Here is an 18,841-nt window from a genome sequence, read left to right as displayed (position 1 = left end):
TGTGGACGTGAGCTGCTCGCCCTGTTGAGGCGATGCCGGCCCAACCGTTACCTCAGGCACAGGGGCGTGCGGCGGGCGAAGAGAAGGGAGACCGGACATGAGCGGAGTGAAGGCTGAATCCGGGTCGGCATGGCGAGGCCTGGGGCACTGGAACCTGTATTTTCTGAGCAAGCTGCTGCTGCTGTGGCTGGGGTACCTGAATCTGCAACCGCTGCCCAACCTGGCGTTGGCGGCCTTATTGTTGCTTCCCCTGCCAGGGCAGTGGCCCCAACGTCTGCGTCTGCTGCTGGTCCTGCCACTGGCGTTGGCATTGTTGTACCAGGACAGTTGGCTGCCCCCTTTTTCCCGTTTGTTGGCCCAGCCCGGCGTTACCGATTTCACCTGGGACTATCTGATGGAGCTGGCAGGTCGTTTCGTCAACTGGCAGTTATGTGGCCTCTTGCTGGCTACGGTAGTTGCCTACGTTTATCTGCATACCTGGGTTCGTTTTACGACCTTTACCCTGGCCGGCCTGGCCTGGCTGACGCTGCAGTCTATAGGCATGGTAGCGCCTCTGCCGATGGCATCGTCCGAAACGGTAACACCGGCCGGCTCATTAGCGCAGACGCTGGATGAAAAACTGCAGTATTTCTATCGTACCCAGCAAGCGCTGAAGACGGACTTTCCGGCTTCGACAAACGCACAGGCCCCCTTTGACTTACTGTTGCTCAATATTTGTTCCCTTGGCTGGGACGATCTCGATGCAGTAGGGCTGAGATCCCACACCTTGTTTGAACGCCTGGATGTGATTTTTGATCGCTTTAACGCGGCAACCTCCTACAGTGGGCCGGCGGCCATTCGCCTGTTGCGTGCCGGTTGCGGCCAGGGCAGTCATGCCAGTCTGTTTGAATCGGCACCACAACAGTGCATGTTGATGGATAATTTGCGTAATCTGGGCTTTGGCACCGATCTGGCCCTTAACCACAACGGGCAGTTCGACGACTTTCTGGGCGAGGTACAGCGTCAGGGCGGGCTGGCACAGCCAGTGGTAGAGCAGCAGGGGCTGTCGCGCTACCTTATCGGTTTTGACGGTGCTCCCATTCGACGGGATGGGGAAGTACTTGGCCGCTGGTGGCAGCAACGTCTGCAACGGGACGGACAGGCCAGGGCGCTGTATTACAACTCCATCTCCTTGCATGACGGCAATCGCCGGATCATGGCGGACGGTGACACTCAGCCGGCCAGTTACCGGGAGCGGGCCAGGCAGCTGTTTAATGATATTGAGCATCTTTTTGATCAGCTGGAGCAAAGTGGCCGGCCCGTGATGGTGGTGCTGGTGCCGGAGCATGGGGCCAATTTGCGTGGCGACCGCATGCAAATCCCGGGCATGCGCGAGCTGCCCGTTCCCGCCATTACCCATGTGCCGGTGGGGGTCAGGTTGTTTGGCATGGTCAGCAATGCCGCCGGGCCATTGCATGTGACAAAGGACAGCAGCTATTCGGCACTGAGTGAGCTGGTGGCTCGGCTGTATCGTCAGCAGGTGACCGAGGGAGGAAAGGTTGACCTTTCCCGGCTGATCGAGGGGCTTCCCGCCACGTCCTGGGTGGCGGAAAATGCGGGTAGTTTGGTGGTGAAGGAGCAGGATGCGACTTATATCAGGCTGAAGGAGAACAGCGATTGGTTAACCTACACGACAAGGTAAAGGAGGCGATGAGGCCGGCGGACGATACCCTGTATCTGCACCGGCAGCTCGGCCGGTGGCAGCACAGGGATATCGCCGAGCAACAGCGTCTTGAGCTGGCGTTGCAGCGCTGGCCGCTGCTGGCCGAGCTTGTTTTTGCTGAAGCGGAAGTACAGCAGCAGGAGGAGGCCGGTTCATGACCCTGCTTCGTCTGAGTGGTATTCGTGGCGGAGTGGGGGTGACATCGGTGTTGGCGGCACTAGCGCAGACACTGCACCGACTCGGCCAGCGGGTATTGATGGTGGATCTGTCTCCCGGCAATATGCTGGGCCTGCATTTTGAGCTGCCTTTTGCCTATGCCGACGGCTGGGCGCAGGGGGAAAGCTGGCGGGAAAAAGCCCTGGAATTGCAGCCGGGCCTGTGTCTGTTGCCCTATGGAAGACTGGTCCGTGAAGAGCAGGAGCGCCTCGAGCTGTGGTTCAGAAACCGCCCTGGTGAATGGAACCGGCGTTTGTCGGGACTCAGGGATGATTTTGACTGGGTGTTGTTTGATACGCCTCAGGCCCTGCCCGGACATGCGAAAAGCCTGGAACCCGATCTGGATTTGCGGCTGATCCGACCCGACGTGGCCTGTCAGGTGCTGCTGCAGCAGCAGCCCGAACCGGAGTGGCTGCTGATAAACGGCCATGATCCCGTCAGCCAGCTGCAGCAGGATTTGTTGCTGTTGTGGCGCCATCAGTTTGCCGGTTGTTTGCTGCCGCTGGTGCTGCATCAGGACGAAGCCATGGCCGAAGCGCTGGCGTACAAGCTTCCCCTGGGGGTTTATGCCCCCCAGAGTGAAACCGCCGAACGCATTCACAGTCTGGCGGTGTGGTGTATGGGCAAACGGGAGGCGGCATGCTGAGTCCGGCGTTTTCCTATGCAGCACTGCGCCGGCGTGGGGCCGGCCGGGTCACCGCCCTGTGGCTGACCGGCTGGCAGTTGCTAGCCTGGTTGATATTGCCTCTGGAACAGGCGAACTGGCACCGTCTGCTGAAAGCACGGGGGTTGTCGCATCTTGAATGCCAGCCGCCACGACCGGGAGATCCACTGCGTTACCTCATTCAGGGGTGCTGGCTGCTGCTGTTCAGGCCCAGGCCCGAACGTCGCACCGGTGTTAAGGCGTGGCTGCTTGAGAGCCTGGCCTGGCTTCGGCTGCAGCAGGAGCAACTCCAGAGCTGGTTGCACAACCGGCTTTTTCGCCCCCTGGCAGACAGGGTAACGACACCTCGGACGGTGAGAGGCAGAACCTGGTGGCGCAAGCGGGGCCGAAGCAAGCGTCGCCTGACCATCTGGCTGATACTGGTACTGGCCTTGTTACTGGCCCTGCTGGGGGTTACCCAGCCTTTTGATTACACAGCACAGCTGTTTTTTGTTTTGCTGCTGTGGTCGCTGGCCATGGTGGTACGCCGTCTTTCCGGGCGTTTTCCCATACTGCTGATGATAGCTTTGTCGGTGTTGATCTCCTGCCGCTACCTGTGGTGGCGTTACAGCTCGACCCTTAACTGGAACGACAGCCTGGATCTGACCCTGGGGCTGATTTTGCTGGCGGCGGAAACCTACTCCTGGCTGATCCTGCTGTTGGGCTATGTACAAACCTGTTGGCCGCTTAAACGGCAGCCGGTGCCATTGTCCGAAGATACCCGGTTGTGGCCGTCGGTGGATTTGATGATTCCTACCTATGACGAACCCCTGTCGGTGGTGCGCACCACCGTATATGCGGCCCTGGGCATCGACTGGCCGGCGGACAAACTGAATATCTACATACTGGATGATGGCGGACGCATGGAGTTTCGCCGTTTCGCCGACGAGGCGGGAGTAGGTTACATTGCCCGTACCGAGCACCATCACGCCAAGGCCGGCAACCTCAACCATGCCCTGAAGCAGACCAGTGGTGAACTGGTGGCGATTTTTGACTGCGATCATGTACCGGTGCGCTCCTTTTTACAGCTTACTGCCGGCGGTTTTCTGCAGGATCCCAGGCTGGCACTGGTGCAAACTCCCCACCACTTTTTTTCGCCGGATCCGGTAGAGCGCAACCTGGGGCTGTTCCGGCGCACGCCCAACGAAGGGGAGCTGTTCTATGGCCTGGTGCAGGATGGCAACGACATGTGGAACGCCACCTTCTTTTGTGGCTCCTGCGCCCTGCTGCGGCGCAGCGCCCTGGAGGAAGTGGGCGGCATAGCCGTGGACACGGTGACCGAAGATGCCCACACCGCCCTGCGTCTGCACCGCCGGGGCTGGAACTCAGCCTATATGCGCATTCCCCAGGCTGCGGGGCTGGCCACAGAAAGCCTGTCAGCCCATGTGGGCCAGCGTATTCGCTGGGCCCGAGGCATGGCACAAATATTTCGTATCGACAATCCTCTGCTGGGCAAGGGCCTGACCCTGTTTCAGCGGCTGTGCTATGTCAACGCTATGCTGCACTTTCTGGCCGGTGTGCCCCGGCTGGTATTTTTGCTGGCACCGCTGGCCTTTTTGCTGCTGCATGCCTACATCATCTATGCGCCGGCCACCTTGCTGCTTCTCTATGTGCTGCCGCACATGATGCATTCCAGTCTGACCGCGGCGCGCATGCAGGGTCGCTACCGTCAAACCTTCTGGGGTGAAGTTTATGAAACCGTACTGGCCTGGTATATCGCCCGTCCCACCATGGTGGCGCTGCTGGCACCGTCCAGAGGCAAGTTCAACGTCACCGCCAAGGGCGGACTGGTGGAGCAGACCCAGTTCGACTGGCGTATAGCCCGGCCTTATCTGGTGCTGGCATTGCTTAACCTGGCCGGCCTGGGAGTGGGGGTATGGCGATTTATGTATGGTCCCGCCGCCGAGCAGGGCACAGTGGTGGTGACCAGTCTGTGGGTGCTGTACAACCTGCTGATCATCGGGGCCGCCGTGGCTATCGCTGCCGAGGCCCGTCAGGTGCGGCACAGTCCCAGAGTCAGTACTCGTTTGCCGGCTACCTTGCGCCTGCCCGGTGGGCATCTTTATTCCGGTGTGCTGCTGGACTATTCCGATGACGGGGTCGCCATTCGGGTGCGCGGTGTCGCGTCGCTGGCGATGGGCTGCGAAGTGTCCCTGTTACTGCGGCGTGGCGAGCGGGAGCATGTCTTTCCTGGTGTGGTCTGCCGTTCCCATGACAATGTTCTGGTCATTCATCTTACCAAGCTCAGCCGGGAGCAACGCATTGATTTTGTGCAGTGCACCTTTGCCCGGGCCGATGCCTGGCTGAACTGGCTGGAGCCGCGAGGGCGGGAGCGACCCTTGCAGAGCCTGCTGGAGGTGTTTGCCATTGGCATCCGGGGCTATGCCCGACTGTGGCAGTTTATGCCCCGCTGGCTGCGTTTGCTGTGTGAGCCCCTGCAGGCGTTGTTGCACTGGCTGGGCTCCTTTTTGCCGCGCTGGCCCCAGGCTAGTGTCGATTCAGAAAAACGGGAGTGGACAACCTTATGAGCCGATTGTCGAGCCTGCTGATTGCCAGCCTTGTTATGCTGTGGGCGACAGCCGCCCTTGCCCAAATACCGTCTGGTAATGGTCGTTTACCCACCTGGACGGAGAGTCACAGTTTTGGTCAGCTGACCCAAAACAGGGACATGCTGCTGAGAGGAGTGAAAAACACTCAGCAGATCACCTTTGGCCTGCGGCGGGATCGGCTGGCCAGTGAGGCAGTATTGAAACTGGCCTACACGCCGTCACCGGCCCTGCTGCCGGAGTTATCACATTTGCGGGTATACCTGAACGAGGTATTGATGGATACCCTCGTGATCAAGGGAGGCGAGCCGGGCCGGCTGGTCGAGAAAAGTGTTCGGCTGGATCCGCGTCTGATCACCGATTTCAACCAGCTGCGCATCGAGTTCGTGGGTCATTACAAAGACATTTGCGAAGACCCCGCCCACAGCTCCCTCTGGCTCAACCTGGCCAAAAACAGCCGGGTGGAGCTGACCGAGCAGGCTTTGGCACTGAGCAATGATCTGTCCCATTTCCCGTTACCTTTTTTTGATCGTCATGATAACCAGCCATTGCGGCTTGAGATGGTGCTGGCAAAGGATTCAGGGCCCGACGAGCTGCAGGCGGCGGGAGTGCTGGCTTCCTATTTCGGCAGCCTGGCAGGCTGGCGCGGTGCCGGGTTTGACGTGAGTTACGACAGCCTGCCACCGGTGGTACGGCGGCAGCCACCAGGCCGCATTCTGGTGCTATCCACCAATGAACACAGGCCCGCCTTTATGCATGATAACGGCCGCTTTCCACCGGTCGAGGGAGCCGAAGTGCGGCTGATGGGCCACCCGGATGATCCCTATACCAAATTGCTGCTGGTACAGGGGGAGAACAGCGAGCACCTTGCCCGGGCGGTGCGGGCCCTGGCGCTGGGTGGCAAACTGTTGCGGGGGGAACGGGTCGTGATCGACGAGGTACAGCCCCTGGCGCCGCGCAAACCCTATGATGCACCCAACTGGACGCCTACCGACAGGCCGGTACGCTTTGCCGAGCTGGTGGAATATCCGGGCCAGCTCCAGGCCAGCGGACTGATCCCTGATCCCATCGAGCTGACGGTTCGCCTGCCACCAGATCTGTTCGTCTGGCGAAACGAGGGTATTCCGCTGCAAACCCGTTACCGTTATACCACGCCCTCGGCGAAGGATGACTCCCGTCTCAATATCAGTATCAATGGCGAGTTTATCGGCAGCCTGTCGCTTGCCGGCGGGCAGGCCGGGCAGCTGGAAAAGCTGCGTCTGGCTATGACCTCCAATGAAACCGCCAATGCCCATGACCGGCTGATGGTGCCGTCGATAAAGATCGGCGCCCGCAATACCATTCGTTACGATTTCAGCTTTGCCACCACCTTTGGCAGTGCCCAGCCAGAGCATTGCCAGACCACTCTGGCGGTGGGCAGCCAGGCGGTGATCGACGAGAACTCGAGCATCGACTTCTCCGATTATTATCATTTCAAGGCCATGCCGGATCTGACGGCCTTTGTACACAGCGGCTTTCCGTTCAGCCGTATGGCGGACCTGTCAGAAACCATGGTACTGATACCCCAAATGCCTTCTTCTCAACTGACCGGGCTGATGCTGGATACCCTGGCCCGGATCTCGGCCCAGACCGGCTATCCGGCCATGGCGCTTCAGGTGACCCATGACCCGGATCAGGCCAGCGGGCACGATGTGGATTTGCTGGTGTTTGGTCAGTTGCCGGCCGGCCTGGAACAAGCGGCGGGTGCCCATCTTGAGCCTGCTTCGAACTGGTTGCTGCAGGCAGCCAACGCAGCGCCGGTGCAGGCCAGTGCGCCTCAACGGCTGAGCCAGGACACCTTTGCCGCCGGAGCTCGAATCGCGGTATCGGCGACTGGGCCACTGGCGGCACTGATCGGCATGGAGTCTCCCTATGTATCCGGACGTAGCCTGGTGGCATTGCTGGGTAATAACGACCAGGACTACGCCTTGTTGCGTCAGACCCTTCACGATGAAGACAGAATGAGCAATGTGTTTGGCTCTCTTGCCCTGCTCCGGGACAGCGGGGTCAACAGCCAGCTTGTGGGTGAGCAGTACTTTGTTGGCTACCTGCCCTGGTGGCTGAAGTTGTGGTACCTGCTGTCACCACATCCGGTATGGCTGGCGCTGTTGTCGGCGCTGAGCGCCTTGCTGCTGGCGGTGCTGCTGTGGCGCAGCCTGCGCTGGCTGGCACACCAGCGTAATCTGAGCAACGAGGACTGATCCATGAAAGCGGCCGTGTTGGCACTGTTGTGGTTGCTGCAGCCTCTGCCGGCATGGCCGGACTGTGACTGGCCGCTGTGGCAGCAATACAAGGTGGCCATGATGAGCGAAGACGGTCGCATTATTGATTATTCGTCTTCGCAGGCCATCACCACGTCGGAAGGGCAGAGCTATGCCCTGTTCTTTGCTCTGGTGGCCAACGACAAAGCCGCCTTTGAACGCTTGTTGCGCTGGACTCAAAACAACCTTGCCGGTGGCGATTTGAGTACCCGGCTGCCGGCCTGGCAATGGGGGCAGGGAGAAGATGGCGACTGGCGCATACTTGATGGCAACAATGCCGCCGACTCGGATTTGTGGATCGCCTACAGCCTGCTGGAAGCGGGCAGGCTGTGGCAGCAGCCCGAGTATACGCGCCTGGGACGGGAGTTGCTGTGGCGCTCGGCGGCCCAGAGCCTGCGCATGATGCCAGGGCTGGGGCTGGGGCTGTTGCCCGGTAATACGGGTTTTGGCAAACCTCGGGGCTGGATGCTTAACCCCAGTTACCTGCCCTTGCCGTTGCTGGCTCGCTTTGGTGGCGAGGCGGTAGTGTGGCAAGACCTGGCCTCCAGTACCCGATGGCTGTTGCTGAACACGGCACCGGCCGGGCTGGCACCAGACTGGGTCATGTGGTCTGTCGACGGACAGTCCGGCTTTGGTGAGCTCGGCAGTTATGATGCGATTCGCGTGTATTTGTGGCTGGGGCTGTCGGCGCCGGACACGCCAGGGCGGGATGAGCTGCTGGCGCACTACACCCCCATGCTGGCGATGACCCGGCAAGCCGGCGTGCCGCCGGAGCGGGTCAATGCGGTGACCGGACACACCGAAGGTGTCGGCCCGGCGGGGTTTTCTGCCGCTCTGCTGCCCATGCTGGCGGCTATCCCCGGGTTTGAAGCGGAGCTGGCACGTCAGCGGGAACGGCTGCGCACCAGCCCTCCCGACTCCAGAGCCTACTATGATCGCTCCCTGCTGTTGTTTGGGCTTGGCTGGGAGGAGCAACGCTATCGTTTCGATAAAAAAGGCCGATTACTCGTGCCATGGGAGGATTCATGCGAATAGGTGTTTTATCCAGTGTCGGCCTGTTAATGGCAGTTCCGGCCGCCTTGGCCGAGCCAGGCAGCACCGCCGAACAGCGCGTCCTGTTGCTGGAGCAGATGCGTGCGGGGCAGGCGCTGTACCGGGATGACATGGTTGAAAACGCCCTGAGGCGGCTGACGTTACTGGCCCCCCGGGACGCCGATATATTGCTGGCAGGAGTTGAGTTCAGCCTGAGTCAGAATGATATGGAGCAGGCCAGGGCCAGCCTGCAGAGCTTGGTGCAGACAGGGGGAGATCCGCAGTTGCTGCGGCAGGCCCGGGCCATGGTTAAAGCCCACCAGGACGAAGGCCGGTCGCTACGGCAGCAGGCGCAGTTGCTGACAGCCAGTGGCCAGCCCGAGAAGGCCATGGCCCTATACCGGCGGTTGTGGGGAGATACGCCGCCCGGCCTGAACCTGGGGCTAGAGCACTGGCGCACCCAGGCCCGAGTGGATGGCCAGCGCGCCCTGGCCCTAGAGCGGCTACAGCAACTGGATGAGCGTTACCCGGGCAGCCCCGATTTGCGTTTGCTGCTGGCCCGGCTCTGGCTGTCGGAAAACCAGCCACAGCGAGCGCTGGCGCTGCTGGGGGAACTGGCCAGTCACCCGTCGGCGCTTAGCCGGGCCGCCGAGTTGGAATACAACTACCTTATCGAGCTGCCGGTATCGGATCAGAGTGAAGCCTTGTGGCAACGTTTTCTTCGTCGTTATGAAGGCAGTAGTTACGAGGCGGGCGGTCGGCGAGAGTGGCAGCAACAGCAGGCCTTGCTGAAGGATCCTGCCTGGCGGGCCGGACAACGGGGTATCGCCCTGGTGAAGCAGAGTCGTTACAACCAGGCTCTGCCCCGGCTTCGCCGGGCACTGAAACAGTATCCGCAAGATGCCGGACTGCACGGTGCACATGGTCAGGCGCTGATCCAGCTAGAGCGCTACAAAGAGGCAGAAGCCGCTCTGGCCCGGGCGGTACGACTGGAGCAGAGTGGGCGGGTCATCTCGAAGTGGCAGGACTTGCATCAATATGCGCAAAGCCTGGTGTGGTATGAGCGTGGCCGACAGGCGTTGGCCAGTGAAGATCCGGCGCGGGCGCAGGGTGCCTTTGAACGGGCCCGGCACCTGAGGCCCGGCGATGCATTGCCTTTGCTGGGCCTGGCTGATGCCGCCCTTGCCTTGGGTCATGACGCCGAGGCCGAGCGCCGCTTGCTGCAAGCCCGAAAGCAGGCCCCAGGTGATGCCCGAGTGCTCTATGCCCTGGTCGATTTTTATCGAGAGACGCCAGAGAAAGCTATTGCTCTGCTGCAAAAGGCACCGCGGTCTGCGTCGCCGCAACCCTGGCTGAGCTACCGTCTGGCGACCTTGCTGCAGGAGCAAGGGCAAGACACAGCCGCGGCAGAGGTGTTTGCGCCCCTGTTGCGCAACCATGGAAACGATCCACAAGTCCGTCATGCCCATGCCCAGTTTCTGGCTTCACGCAATAACGGCAAAGCTGCCCTTGCCAGTCTTCAACAGATTGCTCCCGAACGCTGGTCAGAGGACATGAGTGTGCTTGCCAGCCGGCTTGAAGGCAGTCTGCGCCGGTCCGAGGCAGTGCAGCTGCGTGAACAGGGCCGTGAGGAGCAGGCTCGAGCCTTGTTGCAGCAGTCGGGCACGGTGGAAAATCGCCTGCTGCTGGCCGGCTGGTTGACGGAGCGGGGGAAACACCGGCAGGCACAGAGTGCCTATGAGCAGCTTTATAATGAGGTCCCCGATAGTATCGATGCTTGGCTGGGCGTGGCGGAAAGCCGGTTGGCGCTGAAACAGCCGAAGCAGACCCGGCAATGGTTACAGACCCAATCGCTGCCGGATAATGCCAGCGTTAACCAGCGCCGCCGGTATATTAACCTGCTGGCCGGTATTGGCGAGTCGCAACAGGCGGAGCAACAAATGGCCGTTCTGGTGGCCAGGGCGCCGACGGATCCCTTGTTGTTGCGCGATGCAGCCCGGTTGCAACCAATGCCAGAACAGGCCCTGCGGCTCTACGGGCGAGGCCTGGTGGCGTCAGGTGAGCTTCCACACGATGCGCTGTCTCCCCTCGACGGCGCGGCACTGACCCAGGCCAGCCGGGCCAGAGCGGAAGACGACTGGCTGCAGCGTAGCCTGAAGCGTGAAAGCGCCGACCTTTATCGCCGGCAAAATATGACGCTGCAACTGCAGCATGATCTGGGATGGCGTACTGATAACAACCCAACAGGGGTGAGTGACCTCACCCTGAACACCACCCAGCTGCGGGCCGAGTGGCCCTGGGTAAACGGCCGTGCCTGGCTGCAGGCCGAGCGGGTGGGCCTGAATGCGGGCACGCCCGACGCCGATGAGCGCTTTGGTGGCTGCAATACGGTGATTGGCGGCTGCACCTTCGGCTCGCTCGATACCGCCGGCACCGGCTTGGCGGTGGGCTGGCAGAGTGAGCACTGGAGCTGGGATCTGGGACATTCTCCATTTGGCTTTGAAGTGAGCAACTGGCTGGGTGGGCTGAACTACAATGGCGACTGGAACAGACTGGGCTACAGCCTGACCCTGTCGCGCCGGCCCATGAGCAACTCACTGGTATCCTATGCCGGATCGGTGGATCCGGTGACCGGCTTGAGCTGGGGCGGGGTGACCGCTACCGGCCTGACTATGGGGGTGAGCCACGATCAGGGAGAGGAGCACGGCGTCTGGGGTAGTCTTGGGGCACACTCACTGGATGGCGAGCGGGTAGAAAGCAATCAGCGTTTAAGCGCCATGACCGGCTATTACTACCGCTTGATCAGGCAACCTCACGAACAGCTGCGCGCAGGCGCCTCTCTGCTGTATTTTCAGTACCAGAAAGATCTGAGCGAAGACACCCTGGGCCAGGGCGGTTATTACAGCCCCCAGCGTTATGTGTCGCTGGGGTTTCCGGTGCGCTATACCCGTCGTAGCGAGCATTGGTCTGGTGTGCTTGAGGCATCACCGGGCTGGTCCTGGTCCCGCTCTGAAGGCGCCGATCTTTATCCGGGGCAGTGGTCGGCCATTGAAGCCAGCGGCAAACCGCTGCGGCCTAATGCGGCTCGAACCAACGACTCGGACAGCGGCGACGGCCCGAGCATCAGCCTGGCGGCCCGGGGAGAATACCGGCTGAATGAGCACTGGATAGTCGGGGGCGGCCTGAACTGGCAGTTGAGCGATGATTATGCCCCAGGACACGGCTTTTTGTACCTGCGCTATCATTTTGCACCCTGGCTGGGCGATCTGGATATGCCGGTGACACCGCTGACACCCTATTCGGAATGGCGCTAAGCGAGGCCGCAGCGCGGTTGCGCTCCGCCGACCCGCTGCACACACACCCATGTGATGTTTAGCACATGACATCTGACCGCCAGGGGCGGCGGGAATGACGGAATGGCAGGAGTATTTTACGACCCTGTCATGTGATGGTCGCTGGAGCAGCTCCCTTTGTCTTCCTTGATACTGCGGTGTCGCTGTGTTGCATTTTCACGCTTCACGCTTCACGCTTCACGCTTCACGCTTCACGCTTCAGGCCTCACGGTCGGGGCGGATAGTTGCTCAGCAGCTCCGCGACCTGCTGTTCGATGCGCCGACTGCGCGCCATGCCGTTGATATTGTCGGCGGGAAAGGCCTTGGGGTGTTTGCTGCGCCACAGTACCTTGCCGTTTTGCGGCTCTGTCAGCCACAGCTCCAGTCTTTGCTGGCGCACGGCGCCATAGACCCGCTCTTCATCGTCCCAGACGCTCCCGTGACGAGAAAACATGCTTGGCATGGTAGTCAGCAGTTTGGTTTCCTGCAGCAACCGATAATGCAGCCATAGCGAGGCCTGAGCCGGCATGGTCAGGCGCAGGCCGCGGGCCGGCAGCATGGCCTCGGCCGCGGCACCGATACGGGCACCATCGAGCGAGTTGACATCGCTCGATGGTGCCAGTGCCACGCTGGTGAAACGTTGGAAGTCGGTGTCTTCGGCATAGTCGTAGGGGGCGGTGCAGCCACTTAGCAGCAGTGTCAGGGCGAACAGGCGCAAGATAAACATGAGCAGAACTCCAAGCGGGAGTGATGCGTTATTTACACCTGTTCTGCTTATAAAATCAACAGTGGATCCGAGGGCGGACGTGATGAACTCCCCGCTAGCCGCCTCCAGGTCTGGCATCAGGGAGTTCAGCCGCCGTTATGCCTCAGGCTGCTCTTTGCTTGCACCGGTACCGCGCTGGGCGGACGACATGGGTTGTTCGCCCAGCAGGCGAATATCGACCTGCTGGTGCGGTATCTTGATGTCGTGCTGGCGCAGTCGGGCCAGCAGCAGGTTGTGCAGCTCGTGCGTCATGGGCATGCGGTGGCTCATGTCTTCCACATAGACCCGGACTTCATAGACCAGTGCCGAGTCGGTCAGCTCCACCAGAAATACCTCCGGTACCGGATTATCCAGAATGCGGCCGCATTCTTGAATGGCCTCGTGGGTGAGGCGCTGTACCAGATCGACATCGGCGTCGAGCCGCACCCGCACCAGCAGTTTAACCCGGGTGATGGCATCGGACAGCGACCAGTTGACGAACTGCTCGGTGATAAAGGCCTTGTTGGGCACTATGATCTCGCGTCGGTCCCAGTCCACTATGGTGGTGGCGCGGGTCTTGATTTTGGACACGGTGCCGGTGAGATCGCGGATGGTGACGGTGTCGCCGATGCGGATCGGTTTTTCAAACAGTATGATCAGGCCGGAGACGAAGTTGGCGAAGATCTCCTGCAAACCAAAGCCCAGGCCCACCGACAGCGCCGCCACCAGCCACTGCAGCTTGGACCAGTCGATGCCGAGCATGGCGAAGGTGGTGAAGGCGCCGATCATCAGCACCAGATACTTGGAGATGGTGGTAATGGCAAAGCCGGTGCCCGGTGACAGGTTCAGGTGCTGTAACAGGCTCAGCTCCATCAGTCCGGGCAGGTTGCGGGCGGTGATCAGGGTCAGCACCACCAGAAGCACGGCGATCACCAGATCCTTGAGCGAGATCGGCACCAGGGTGTCTTCGCCGGCCAGAGAGCTGGAAACCTGCCATACCTCTATGCTGTCGAGGAAACTGAAGGCGTTGTTGATCTCGGACCACAGCAGCATCAGGCCGAGAATGTAGCCCAGCATCAGCGCCGAGCGCAGCAGCCCCAGCGACTGGGCGCTGATGGTGTCCAGATCCACCTCGGCCACGGCGGCGGCTTCCGCCTCGGGGCTGGTGGTATGCTCGATGGTGTCTTCCTTTTCCTTGCGCTGGGCCAGTATCTCGGCCCGCCGGGCCTTGGCCCGCTCGAATGCCAGCCGTCGGCGCTGGATCAGCATCCAGCGGCGCACCAGGTAGTAGAACATCAGAAAGCCCATGCCCATCAGCACCGAGACTTCCAGCTGGCGCAGCAGAGTATGGGCGGTGAACAGGTAGCCCATGATGGTGGCAACCAGTGCCAGCAGGGGCGCTATGATCAGCAACCCCCACAGCATATGGTTCATCAGAGTCAGTTGTTCCTGGCGGGGCGGAGAGACCAGCAGCGGCAAATCCTCCCGGTATAATCGCCAGGAAAACAGGCTGGTCAGCAGGCAAATCACCACAAAGCTGAGTCGGCCCAGGGTGTCATACAGAGAGAATTCCCGGTATTCATCGGCGACATAAAACAGCAGCAAGGCGGGCAGCAGAGCCAGCATCAGGGTCTGAAACTGGCGCCAGATCCGGCGCACTCGATCGTGGGGCAGGTTGAAGTGCACCACCAGCAGCCCCTTGCTCATCATCAGGTTGCCGACCAACAGCAGAATAAACACCGGCAGCATCAGTTGATGCAGGGCATCCGCCAGGGCGATCACCACCTGCGGCGCCCAGGGAGAGTCGATGGCATTGCCGAGCAGCGACAGCAGGGCCGGTATCGGCATGGCGGTCAGCAGGCTGAGCAGCAGGGTATTAAAGGTGTAGTCGTATCTGTCCTGGGTCACGTTGCCGATATGCGGGCTGATTTTGTCCAGATAGGCGCGCAGGCTGCGACGACTCAGGATCCACAGGTAAACCACCAGCAGCGAGCTGAGACCGTAGAGGGTCAGGCTGGCGCCGCTTTGCTGCAGCAGCGTCTGGGGCAGGGCGGTCCAGGTTGACAGGGTCAGCAGCCAGCCCAGGGTTTCCATCAGTGCCGCCGGAAACTGGCTGCCGATGGGGCGCAAATCCGGCAGCCAGAACAGACGCTCGTCGGTCAGGGCGCGAATTTCCTGTAGTTGGCTGTTCTGCCGGCTGTAGGCGACTTTCAGCCGGGTCTGCTCATGAATTTGATTGTCGGTGGCGCTGATCAGTCGTTCCAGCAGTCGCCGCTGGGTGGCCAGCAGTTCGTCGATCTGCATTCGTTGTTGCGAGGTGATCCCCCTGGCCTTGTCGCTCAGCAATAATTCGGTGCGATAGCTGTTGTTGCGCAGGTTATCGAGCGACTCCTGATAGCCATATTTGTCGACCCGGCTTTGTACGATACGGGCTTCGAGCTGGGGCAGGGAATAGGGGGCGGGCAAGTCGCTCAGGCGATTACGCAGGTTTTCACCGAAACCACGGCTGACCTGCAACCACTCCAGTTGCTCCTTGAGATTGACCTTCATGTCCGCCAGCTCGGAGGCGGCCCGCTCCACCGCCTGATATTCCAGCTGCAGCGATTCCACTTCCCGGCTTTTTTCACTCAGCAGCCCGGACAGACGCTGGTTGGCCGCCTGTTGTTCGGCCAGCAGCAGGGAGTCGGTTTCCACTTCATCCAGCAGCCGATCACTTTCGGCAATGGCCGCTTCGGTGGTGGCGCGGCGCAATTCGTTCTGGCGGTTTTGCAGGGCGTCTATGATGACGTCGAGATCCTGTATCTGGCGTTGCAGTATGTCCAGTTTCAGCCGGTTGATGCTGTCTCTGTTACCGGAAGACAGCTGCTCCAGCTCCAGCGTCTGGATTCGGCGTTGCAGGCTCTGTTCCCGCGCCATGGCAAGGATGCGAGTGGCAGTTTCCTGCTGGCCCTGAGTCTCGGAAAATTGCAGCTTCTCGAGTGCTTGCTGGGTGTTGCGCAGTTGCTGGCGCAGATCGTCGAGCAGGTCGTGCAGGCCGCTGTTGCTCAGTTCCTGCAGGTTGAGAGCATTGGTCAATTCTTCCCGCTGACGCCGCAGCTCCAGCCGCCGGGCCTGCACATCCACCAGCTCCTGCTGCACCGCTTCTTCATCCAGTTGGGGAATATGGCTGGTGTCGGTCGGCTTGAGCCCGGCCTGCTTTCGTTCCAGCTTCTTGAGCTCGACCGGATAGTCATCCATGAATTTCTTCAGGTCTTTGGCCTGCTGTTGATAACGATCGCCTTCGCGCACCAGCTGCAGGGCCTGGTTATAATCGTCGCGCAGCTTTTTCAGTTCGGGTTTATCACCCTCGGGCACTTCCGACAGCATGGCCTCGATATCGGCCACTCTTTGATCGGCCAACAGCGGGGAGGGGAGCAGTAACGCTAACAACAACAGGATGGGGGCAAACACGGTTGGCTCTCGACAAAAAGAAAGTTCAGGCCGCGGCCATCAATTCGGGCCGCGGCTATTCGGGTTAACCCCGATTCAGGGTGCCAAACTCGGTTCCCATACGAGTGGGCGTGCCGGGCAGCAGTTGTTCGGACAGTGTAACCTTGCCGGGCGCAAACAGACAGACCACGGTACTGCCCAGTTTGAAGCGGCCCATTTCGTCGCCCTTGGCCAGGCGGGGGGCGGTGGCCGGATCGTAATCCCAGCGCTGAATCCGCTTGCCGGCGGGCGGTGTCACGGTACCGGCCCAGACGGTTTCTATGCTGGCCACGATAGTCGCGCCCACCAGTACCAGCGCCATGGGGCCGGCGGGGGTATCGAAAATACACACCACCCGCTCGTTGCGGGCAAACAGTTCCGGCACGCGGGAAGCGGTCAGCGGATTGACCGAGAACAGCTCGCCGGGTACGTAAATCATGGTTTTCAGCACGCCGTCGACCGGCATATGAATGCGGTGATAATCCTTCGGTGCCAGATAGATGGTGGCGAAGTCGCCGCCCATGAAGGGCTCGGCCAGCGCCTTGTCGCCGCCCAGCAAGGCGCGGGCGCTGTAATCGTGGCCCTTGGCCTGAATGATACGGCCCTGCTCGATGGGCGCGAGCTGGCTGATGGCGCCGTCTACCGGCATGGCCAGCACCTCGTCACCGGCCACCAGCGGGCGGGCGTCTTCTTTCAGCGCACGGGTAAAGAAGTCGTTGAAGCTGGCATAGTGGGCCGGGTTTTCATGCTGGGCTTCGCTCATGTCCACCCGATACTGGCGAATGAAACGCCGGATCAGCCACTGGGTCAGCTTGCCGCCTTCCATCGCGGCCAGGCGGCCGATGAGGCGGGACAACAGATGCTTGGGAAGCAGGTATTGCAGTAGAATTTTCAAATGGTCTGTCATGGTGATTCCGAAAAATGACGGTGATAATCAGGCGGTAGGATGATGGCGCGTGGGTTTGTCGGCCATGGCGTCCATGATGCGAATGTAGCTTTCGAAGCGCTCGGGATGAATGCGTCCCTCTTCTTTCGCTTGCTGCAACAGGCAACCGGGATCGGTGCGGTGCTTGCAGTCACGAAAGCGACAGCCACCGAGGTAGTCTCGAAACTCGCGGAAACACCAGGCCACCCGTTCCGGATCCAGATGCCACAGCGAGAACTCGCGAATACCGGGTGAGTCGATCAGCGAGCCGCCGGACGGAAAATGGTAGAGACGGGCGGTGGTGGTGGTGTGCTGGCCGAGGCCGGAGTTGTCGGACACGGCGCCGGTCACGGCCTCGACTTCGGGCATCACCGCATTGACCAGCGACGATTTACCTACCCCGGACTGACCGACGAAGATACTGGTGTGATCTTTAAAGGCATTTTTGAGCTCTTCCAGCCCTTCGCCGGTATCGCAACTGACCAGCAACACCTGATAACCGATATCGCGATAACGCTGCAGTGCCTGCTCGGCCTGTTGACGCTGTTCCGTACTGAGCAGGTCGACCTTGTTCAGCACTATCATCGGCGGCATTTCGACGTCTTCTGCGGCGACCAGGTAGCGATCGATAACGTGACAGCTCAGTTCGGGCAGCACCGATGACACCAGGACTATCTGACTGATATTGGCGGCGACCGGCTTGATGCCGTCGTAGAAGTCGGGGCGCGTCAGCACGGTTTGCCGGGGGTGTACCGCTTCCACCACGCCGCTGATGCCCTGAGTGGTATCGAGACCCGGGCGCCAGACCACGCGGTCGCCGGTGACCAGTGACGACAGGGTACGCCGCATGTTACAGCGATGAACCTGTTGCTCACTGTCTTCAATATCCGCATGCTGACCAAATCGACTGATGACCAGCCCGTCCTGCTGGGGGCCGAGCTGGCTGTCATCGATGGTGTCGGCCGGCTTGCGCTTCAGGCGGCGACTGTGATTATCACTGACCCGTCGCGACTGGCCTTTGCTGAGTTTTCTTCTCTTGGTCACGATATCCTCGAACCTGCTTTCATTGCCGGCTATGATACACTTTCCCGCTGGAACTTGTCCCTATTGCCACCGAGCTTCGAGAGATAACATGAGCCAAAACGCAGAAAACCTGGTCTGGATTGATCTGGAGATGACCGGCCTGGAGCCGGATGAACACAAGATCATCGAAATTGCCAGCATCATCACCGACAAAGAGCTGAATGTACTGGCCGAAGGGCCGGTGCTGGCTATCCATCAAAGCGAGGCCGAACTGGCCAAGATGGATGAGTGGAATGTGCGCACTCATACCGGCTCAGGGCTGGTGGCGCGGGTTCAGGCCAGCACCGTCAGCGAAGAAGAGGCGGTAGCGCAGACACTGGCGTTCTTGCGTGAATGGGTACCGGAGCAGGCGTCGCCGCTGTGTGGCAACTCCATCGGTCAGGACAGGCGTTTTCTGGTGCGGCACATGCCGGTGCTGGAAGCCTTCTTTCACTACCGCAATGTGGATGTCAGCACCGTCAAGGAGCTGGTACGTCGCTGGCAGCCGGCCTTGCTGGAGCAGTTCACCAAAAAGGGCAGCCATCAGGCACTGGATGATATTCGCGAGTCCATCGCCGAACTGCAGTTCTACCGGAAGACGGTGTTCAAGATATAAGCGGACTTTACTCTTTTGCCGATGTTTTCACCAAACGGAATGCAAGTTAGAAAAAAATCTTGCATTCGATTAATCGGCTCGTATAATTCGCCTCCCGTAGCCAGTCGCAATTGTGAAGCAAGCCGCTGATAACTACAGGTTAAACCAGAGTGCGGGAATAGCTCAGCTGATAGAGCTTAACCTTGCTGAAGTTG

At 60.4% G+C, this 18,841-nt stretch carries 12 protein-coding genes; 8 read left to right on the top strand and 4 right to left on the bottom strand.

Translation table 11 applies throughout. From position 1 onward, the window contains the following. Positions 1–97 precede the first annotated feature (97 nt). From bcsG to ABD827_RS15635, 7 genes are read left to right on the top strand one after another with little or no spacing between them, the layout of a single operon-like run. Positions 98–1,681 (top strand): cellulose biosynthesis protein BcsG, encoded by a 1,584-nt coding sequence (bcsG, locus tag ABD827_RS15665; RefSeq protein WP_344965608.1) that lies wholly within the window; start codon positions 98–100, stop codon positions 1,679–1,681. Positions 1,682–1,689: 8 nt separating this feature from the next. Further along, positions 1,690–1,860 carry a cellulose biosynthesis BcsR family protein gene (locus ABD827_RS15660; protein WP_344965607.1) on the top strand — a complete coding sequence of 57 codons (171 nt, stop codon included), beginning with the start codon at positions 1,690–1,692 and terminating at the stop codon, positions 1,858–1,860. Continuing rightward, positions 1,857–2,564, top strand: coding sequence for a cellulose biosynthesis protein BcsQ (gene bcsQ, locus ABD827_RS15655; RefSeq protein WP_344965606.1), 708 nt, complete (start codon positions 1,857–1,859; stop codon positions 2,562–2,564). Before ABD827_RS15660 ends, bcsQ begins: the two co-directional genes overlap by 4 nt. Continuing rightward, positions 2,558–5,149: a UDP-forming cellulose synthase catalytic subunit gene (bcsA, locus tag ABD827_RS15650; protein WP_344965605.1), complete on the top strand. Its 2,592-nt coding sequence runs from the start codon at positions 2,558–2,560 to the stop codon at positions 5,147–5,149. Before bcsQ ends, bcsA begins: the two co-directional genes overlap by 7 nt. Then, positions 5,146–7,407, top strand: coding sequence for a cellulose biosynthesis cyclic di-GMP-binding regulatory protein BcsB (bcsB, locus tag ABD827_RS15645; protein WP_344965604.1), 2,262 nt, complete (start codon positions 5,146–5,148; stop codon positions 7,405–7,407). The genes bcsA and bcsB overlap by 4 nt, the downstream gene beginning before the upstream one ends. A 3-nt stretch (positions 7,408–7,410) precedes the next feature. Beyond that, complete coding sequence (gene bcsZ, locus ABD827_RS15640; protein WP_344965603.1) at positions 7,411–8,502, top strand: cellulose synthase complex periplasmic endoglucanase BcsZ; 1,092 nt, start codon at positions 7,411–7,413, stop codon at positions 8,500–8,502. Next, positions 8,493–11,813, top strand: a complete 3,321-nt coding sequence (locus tag ABD827_RS15635; protein WP_344965601.1) for a cellulose synthase subunit BcsC-related outer membrane protein — start codon at positions 8,493–8,495, stop codon at positions 11,811–11,813. Before bcsZ ends, ABD827_RS15635 begins: the two co-directional genes overlap by 10 nt. Positions 11,814–12,057: 244 nt before the next feature. Here the strand turns inward: ABD827_RS15635 and ABD827_RS15630 are convergent, their stop codons facing one another. The 4 genes from ABD827_RS15630 to rsgA form a co-directional block, all read right to left on the bottom strand. Beyond that, entirely contained in the window at positions 12,058–12,558 is a 501-nt protein-coding gene (locus ABD827_RS15630) for a DUF4136 domain-containing protein (RefSeq protein WP_344965600.1), read from the bottom strand. Between the two features lie 135 nt (positions 12,559–12,693). Beyond that, positions 12,694–16,026 carry a miniconductance mechanosensitive channel MscM gene (mscM, locus tag ABD827_RS15625; protein ID WP_344965599.1) on the bottom strand — a complete coding sequence of 1,111 codons (3,333 nt, stop codon included), beginning with the start codon at positions 16,024–16,026 and terminating at the stop codon, positions 12,694–12,696. Between the two features lie 64 nt (positions 16,027–16,090). Continuing rightward, positions 16,091–16,951 carry an archaetidylserine decarboxylase gene (gene asd / locus ABD827_RS15620; protein ID WP_344965598.1) on the bottom strand — a complete coding sequence of 287 codons (861 nt, stop codon included), beginning with the start codon at positions 16,949–16,951 and terminating at the stop codon, positions 16,091–16,093. Positions 16,952–16,978: 27 nt separating this feature from the next. Next, entirely contained in the window at positions 16,979–18,013 is a 1,035-nt protein-coding gene (gene rsgA, locus ABD827_RS15615) for a small ribosomal subunit biogenesis GTPase RsgA (RefSeq protein WP_344965597.1), read from the bottom strand. A gap of 88 nt (positions 18,014–18,101) precedes the next feature. On the opposite strand from rsgA, the gene orn reads away from it, so the two are divergent. Continuing rightward, positions 18,102–18,647: an oligoribonuclease gene (gene orn, locus ABD827_RS15610; protein WP_344965596.1), complete on the top strand. Its 546-nt coding sequence runs from the start codon at positions 18,102–18,104 to the stop codon at positions 18,645–18,647. Positions 18,648–18,841 lie beyond the last annotated feature (194 nt).

The organism is Oceanisphaera sediminis (assembly GCF_039539745.1).
Classification (GTDB): Bacteria; Pseudomonadota; Gammaproteobacteria; order Enterobacterales; family Aeromonadaceae; genus Oceanimonas; species Oceanimonas sediminis.
Note: the sequence above shows the minus strand (reverse complement) of the source record. Positions and strands in the feature narration are given on the sequence as shown.

What these genes read in the sequence shown, in the direction of transcription:
- bcsA (WP_344965605.1), top strand. Translation starts at nt 2,558, where the DNA reads ATGCTGAGTCCGGCGTTTTCCTATGCAGCACTGCGCCGGCGTGGGGCC.
- bcsZ (WP_344965603.1), top strand. Translation starts at nt 7,411, where the DNA reads ATGAAAGCGGCCGTGTTGGCACTGTTGTGGTTGCTGCAGCCTCTGCCG.
- bcsQ (WP_344965606.1), top strand. Translation starts at nt 1,857, where the DNA reads ATGACCCTGCTTCGTCTGAGTGGTATTCGTGGCGGAGTGGGGGTGACA.
- bcsG (WP_344965608.1), top strand. Translation starts at nt 98, where the DNA reads ATGAGCGGAGTGAAGGCTGAATCCGGGTCGGCATGGCGAGGCCTGGGG.
- ABD827_RS15635 (WP_344965601.1), top strand. Translation starts at nt 8,493, where the DNA reads ATGCGAATAGGTGTTTTATCCAGTGTCGGCCTGTTAATGGCAGTTCCG.
- ABD827_RS15630 (WP_344965600.1), bottom strand. Translation starts at nt 12,558, where the DNA reads ATGTTTATCTTGCGCCTGTTCGCCCTGACACTGCTGCTAAGTGGCTGC.
- ABD827_RS15660 (WP_344965607.1), top strand. Translation starts at nt 1,690, where the DNA reads ATGAGGCCGGCGGACGATACCCTGTATCTGCACCGGCAGCTCGGCCGG.
- asd (WP_344965598.1), bottom strand. Translation starts at nt 16,951, where the DNA reads ATGACAGACCATTTGAAAATTCTACTGCAATACCTGCTTCCCAAGCAT.
- bcsB (WP_344965604.1), top strand. Translation starts at nt 5,146, where the DNA reads ATGAGCCGATTGTCGAGCCTGCTGATTGCCAGCCTTGTTATGCTGTGG.
- orn (WP_344965596.1), top strand. Translation starts at nt 18,102, where the DNA reads ATGAGCCAAAACGCAGAAAACCTGGTCTGGATTGATCTGGAGATGACC.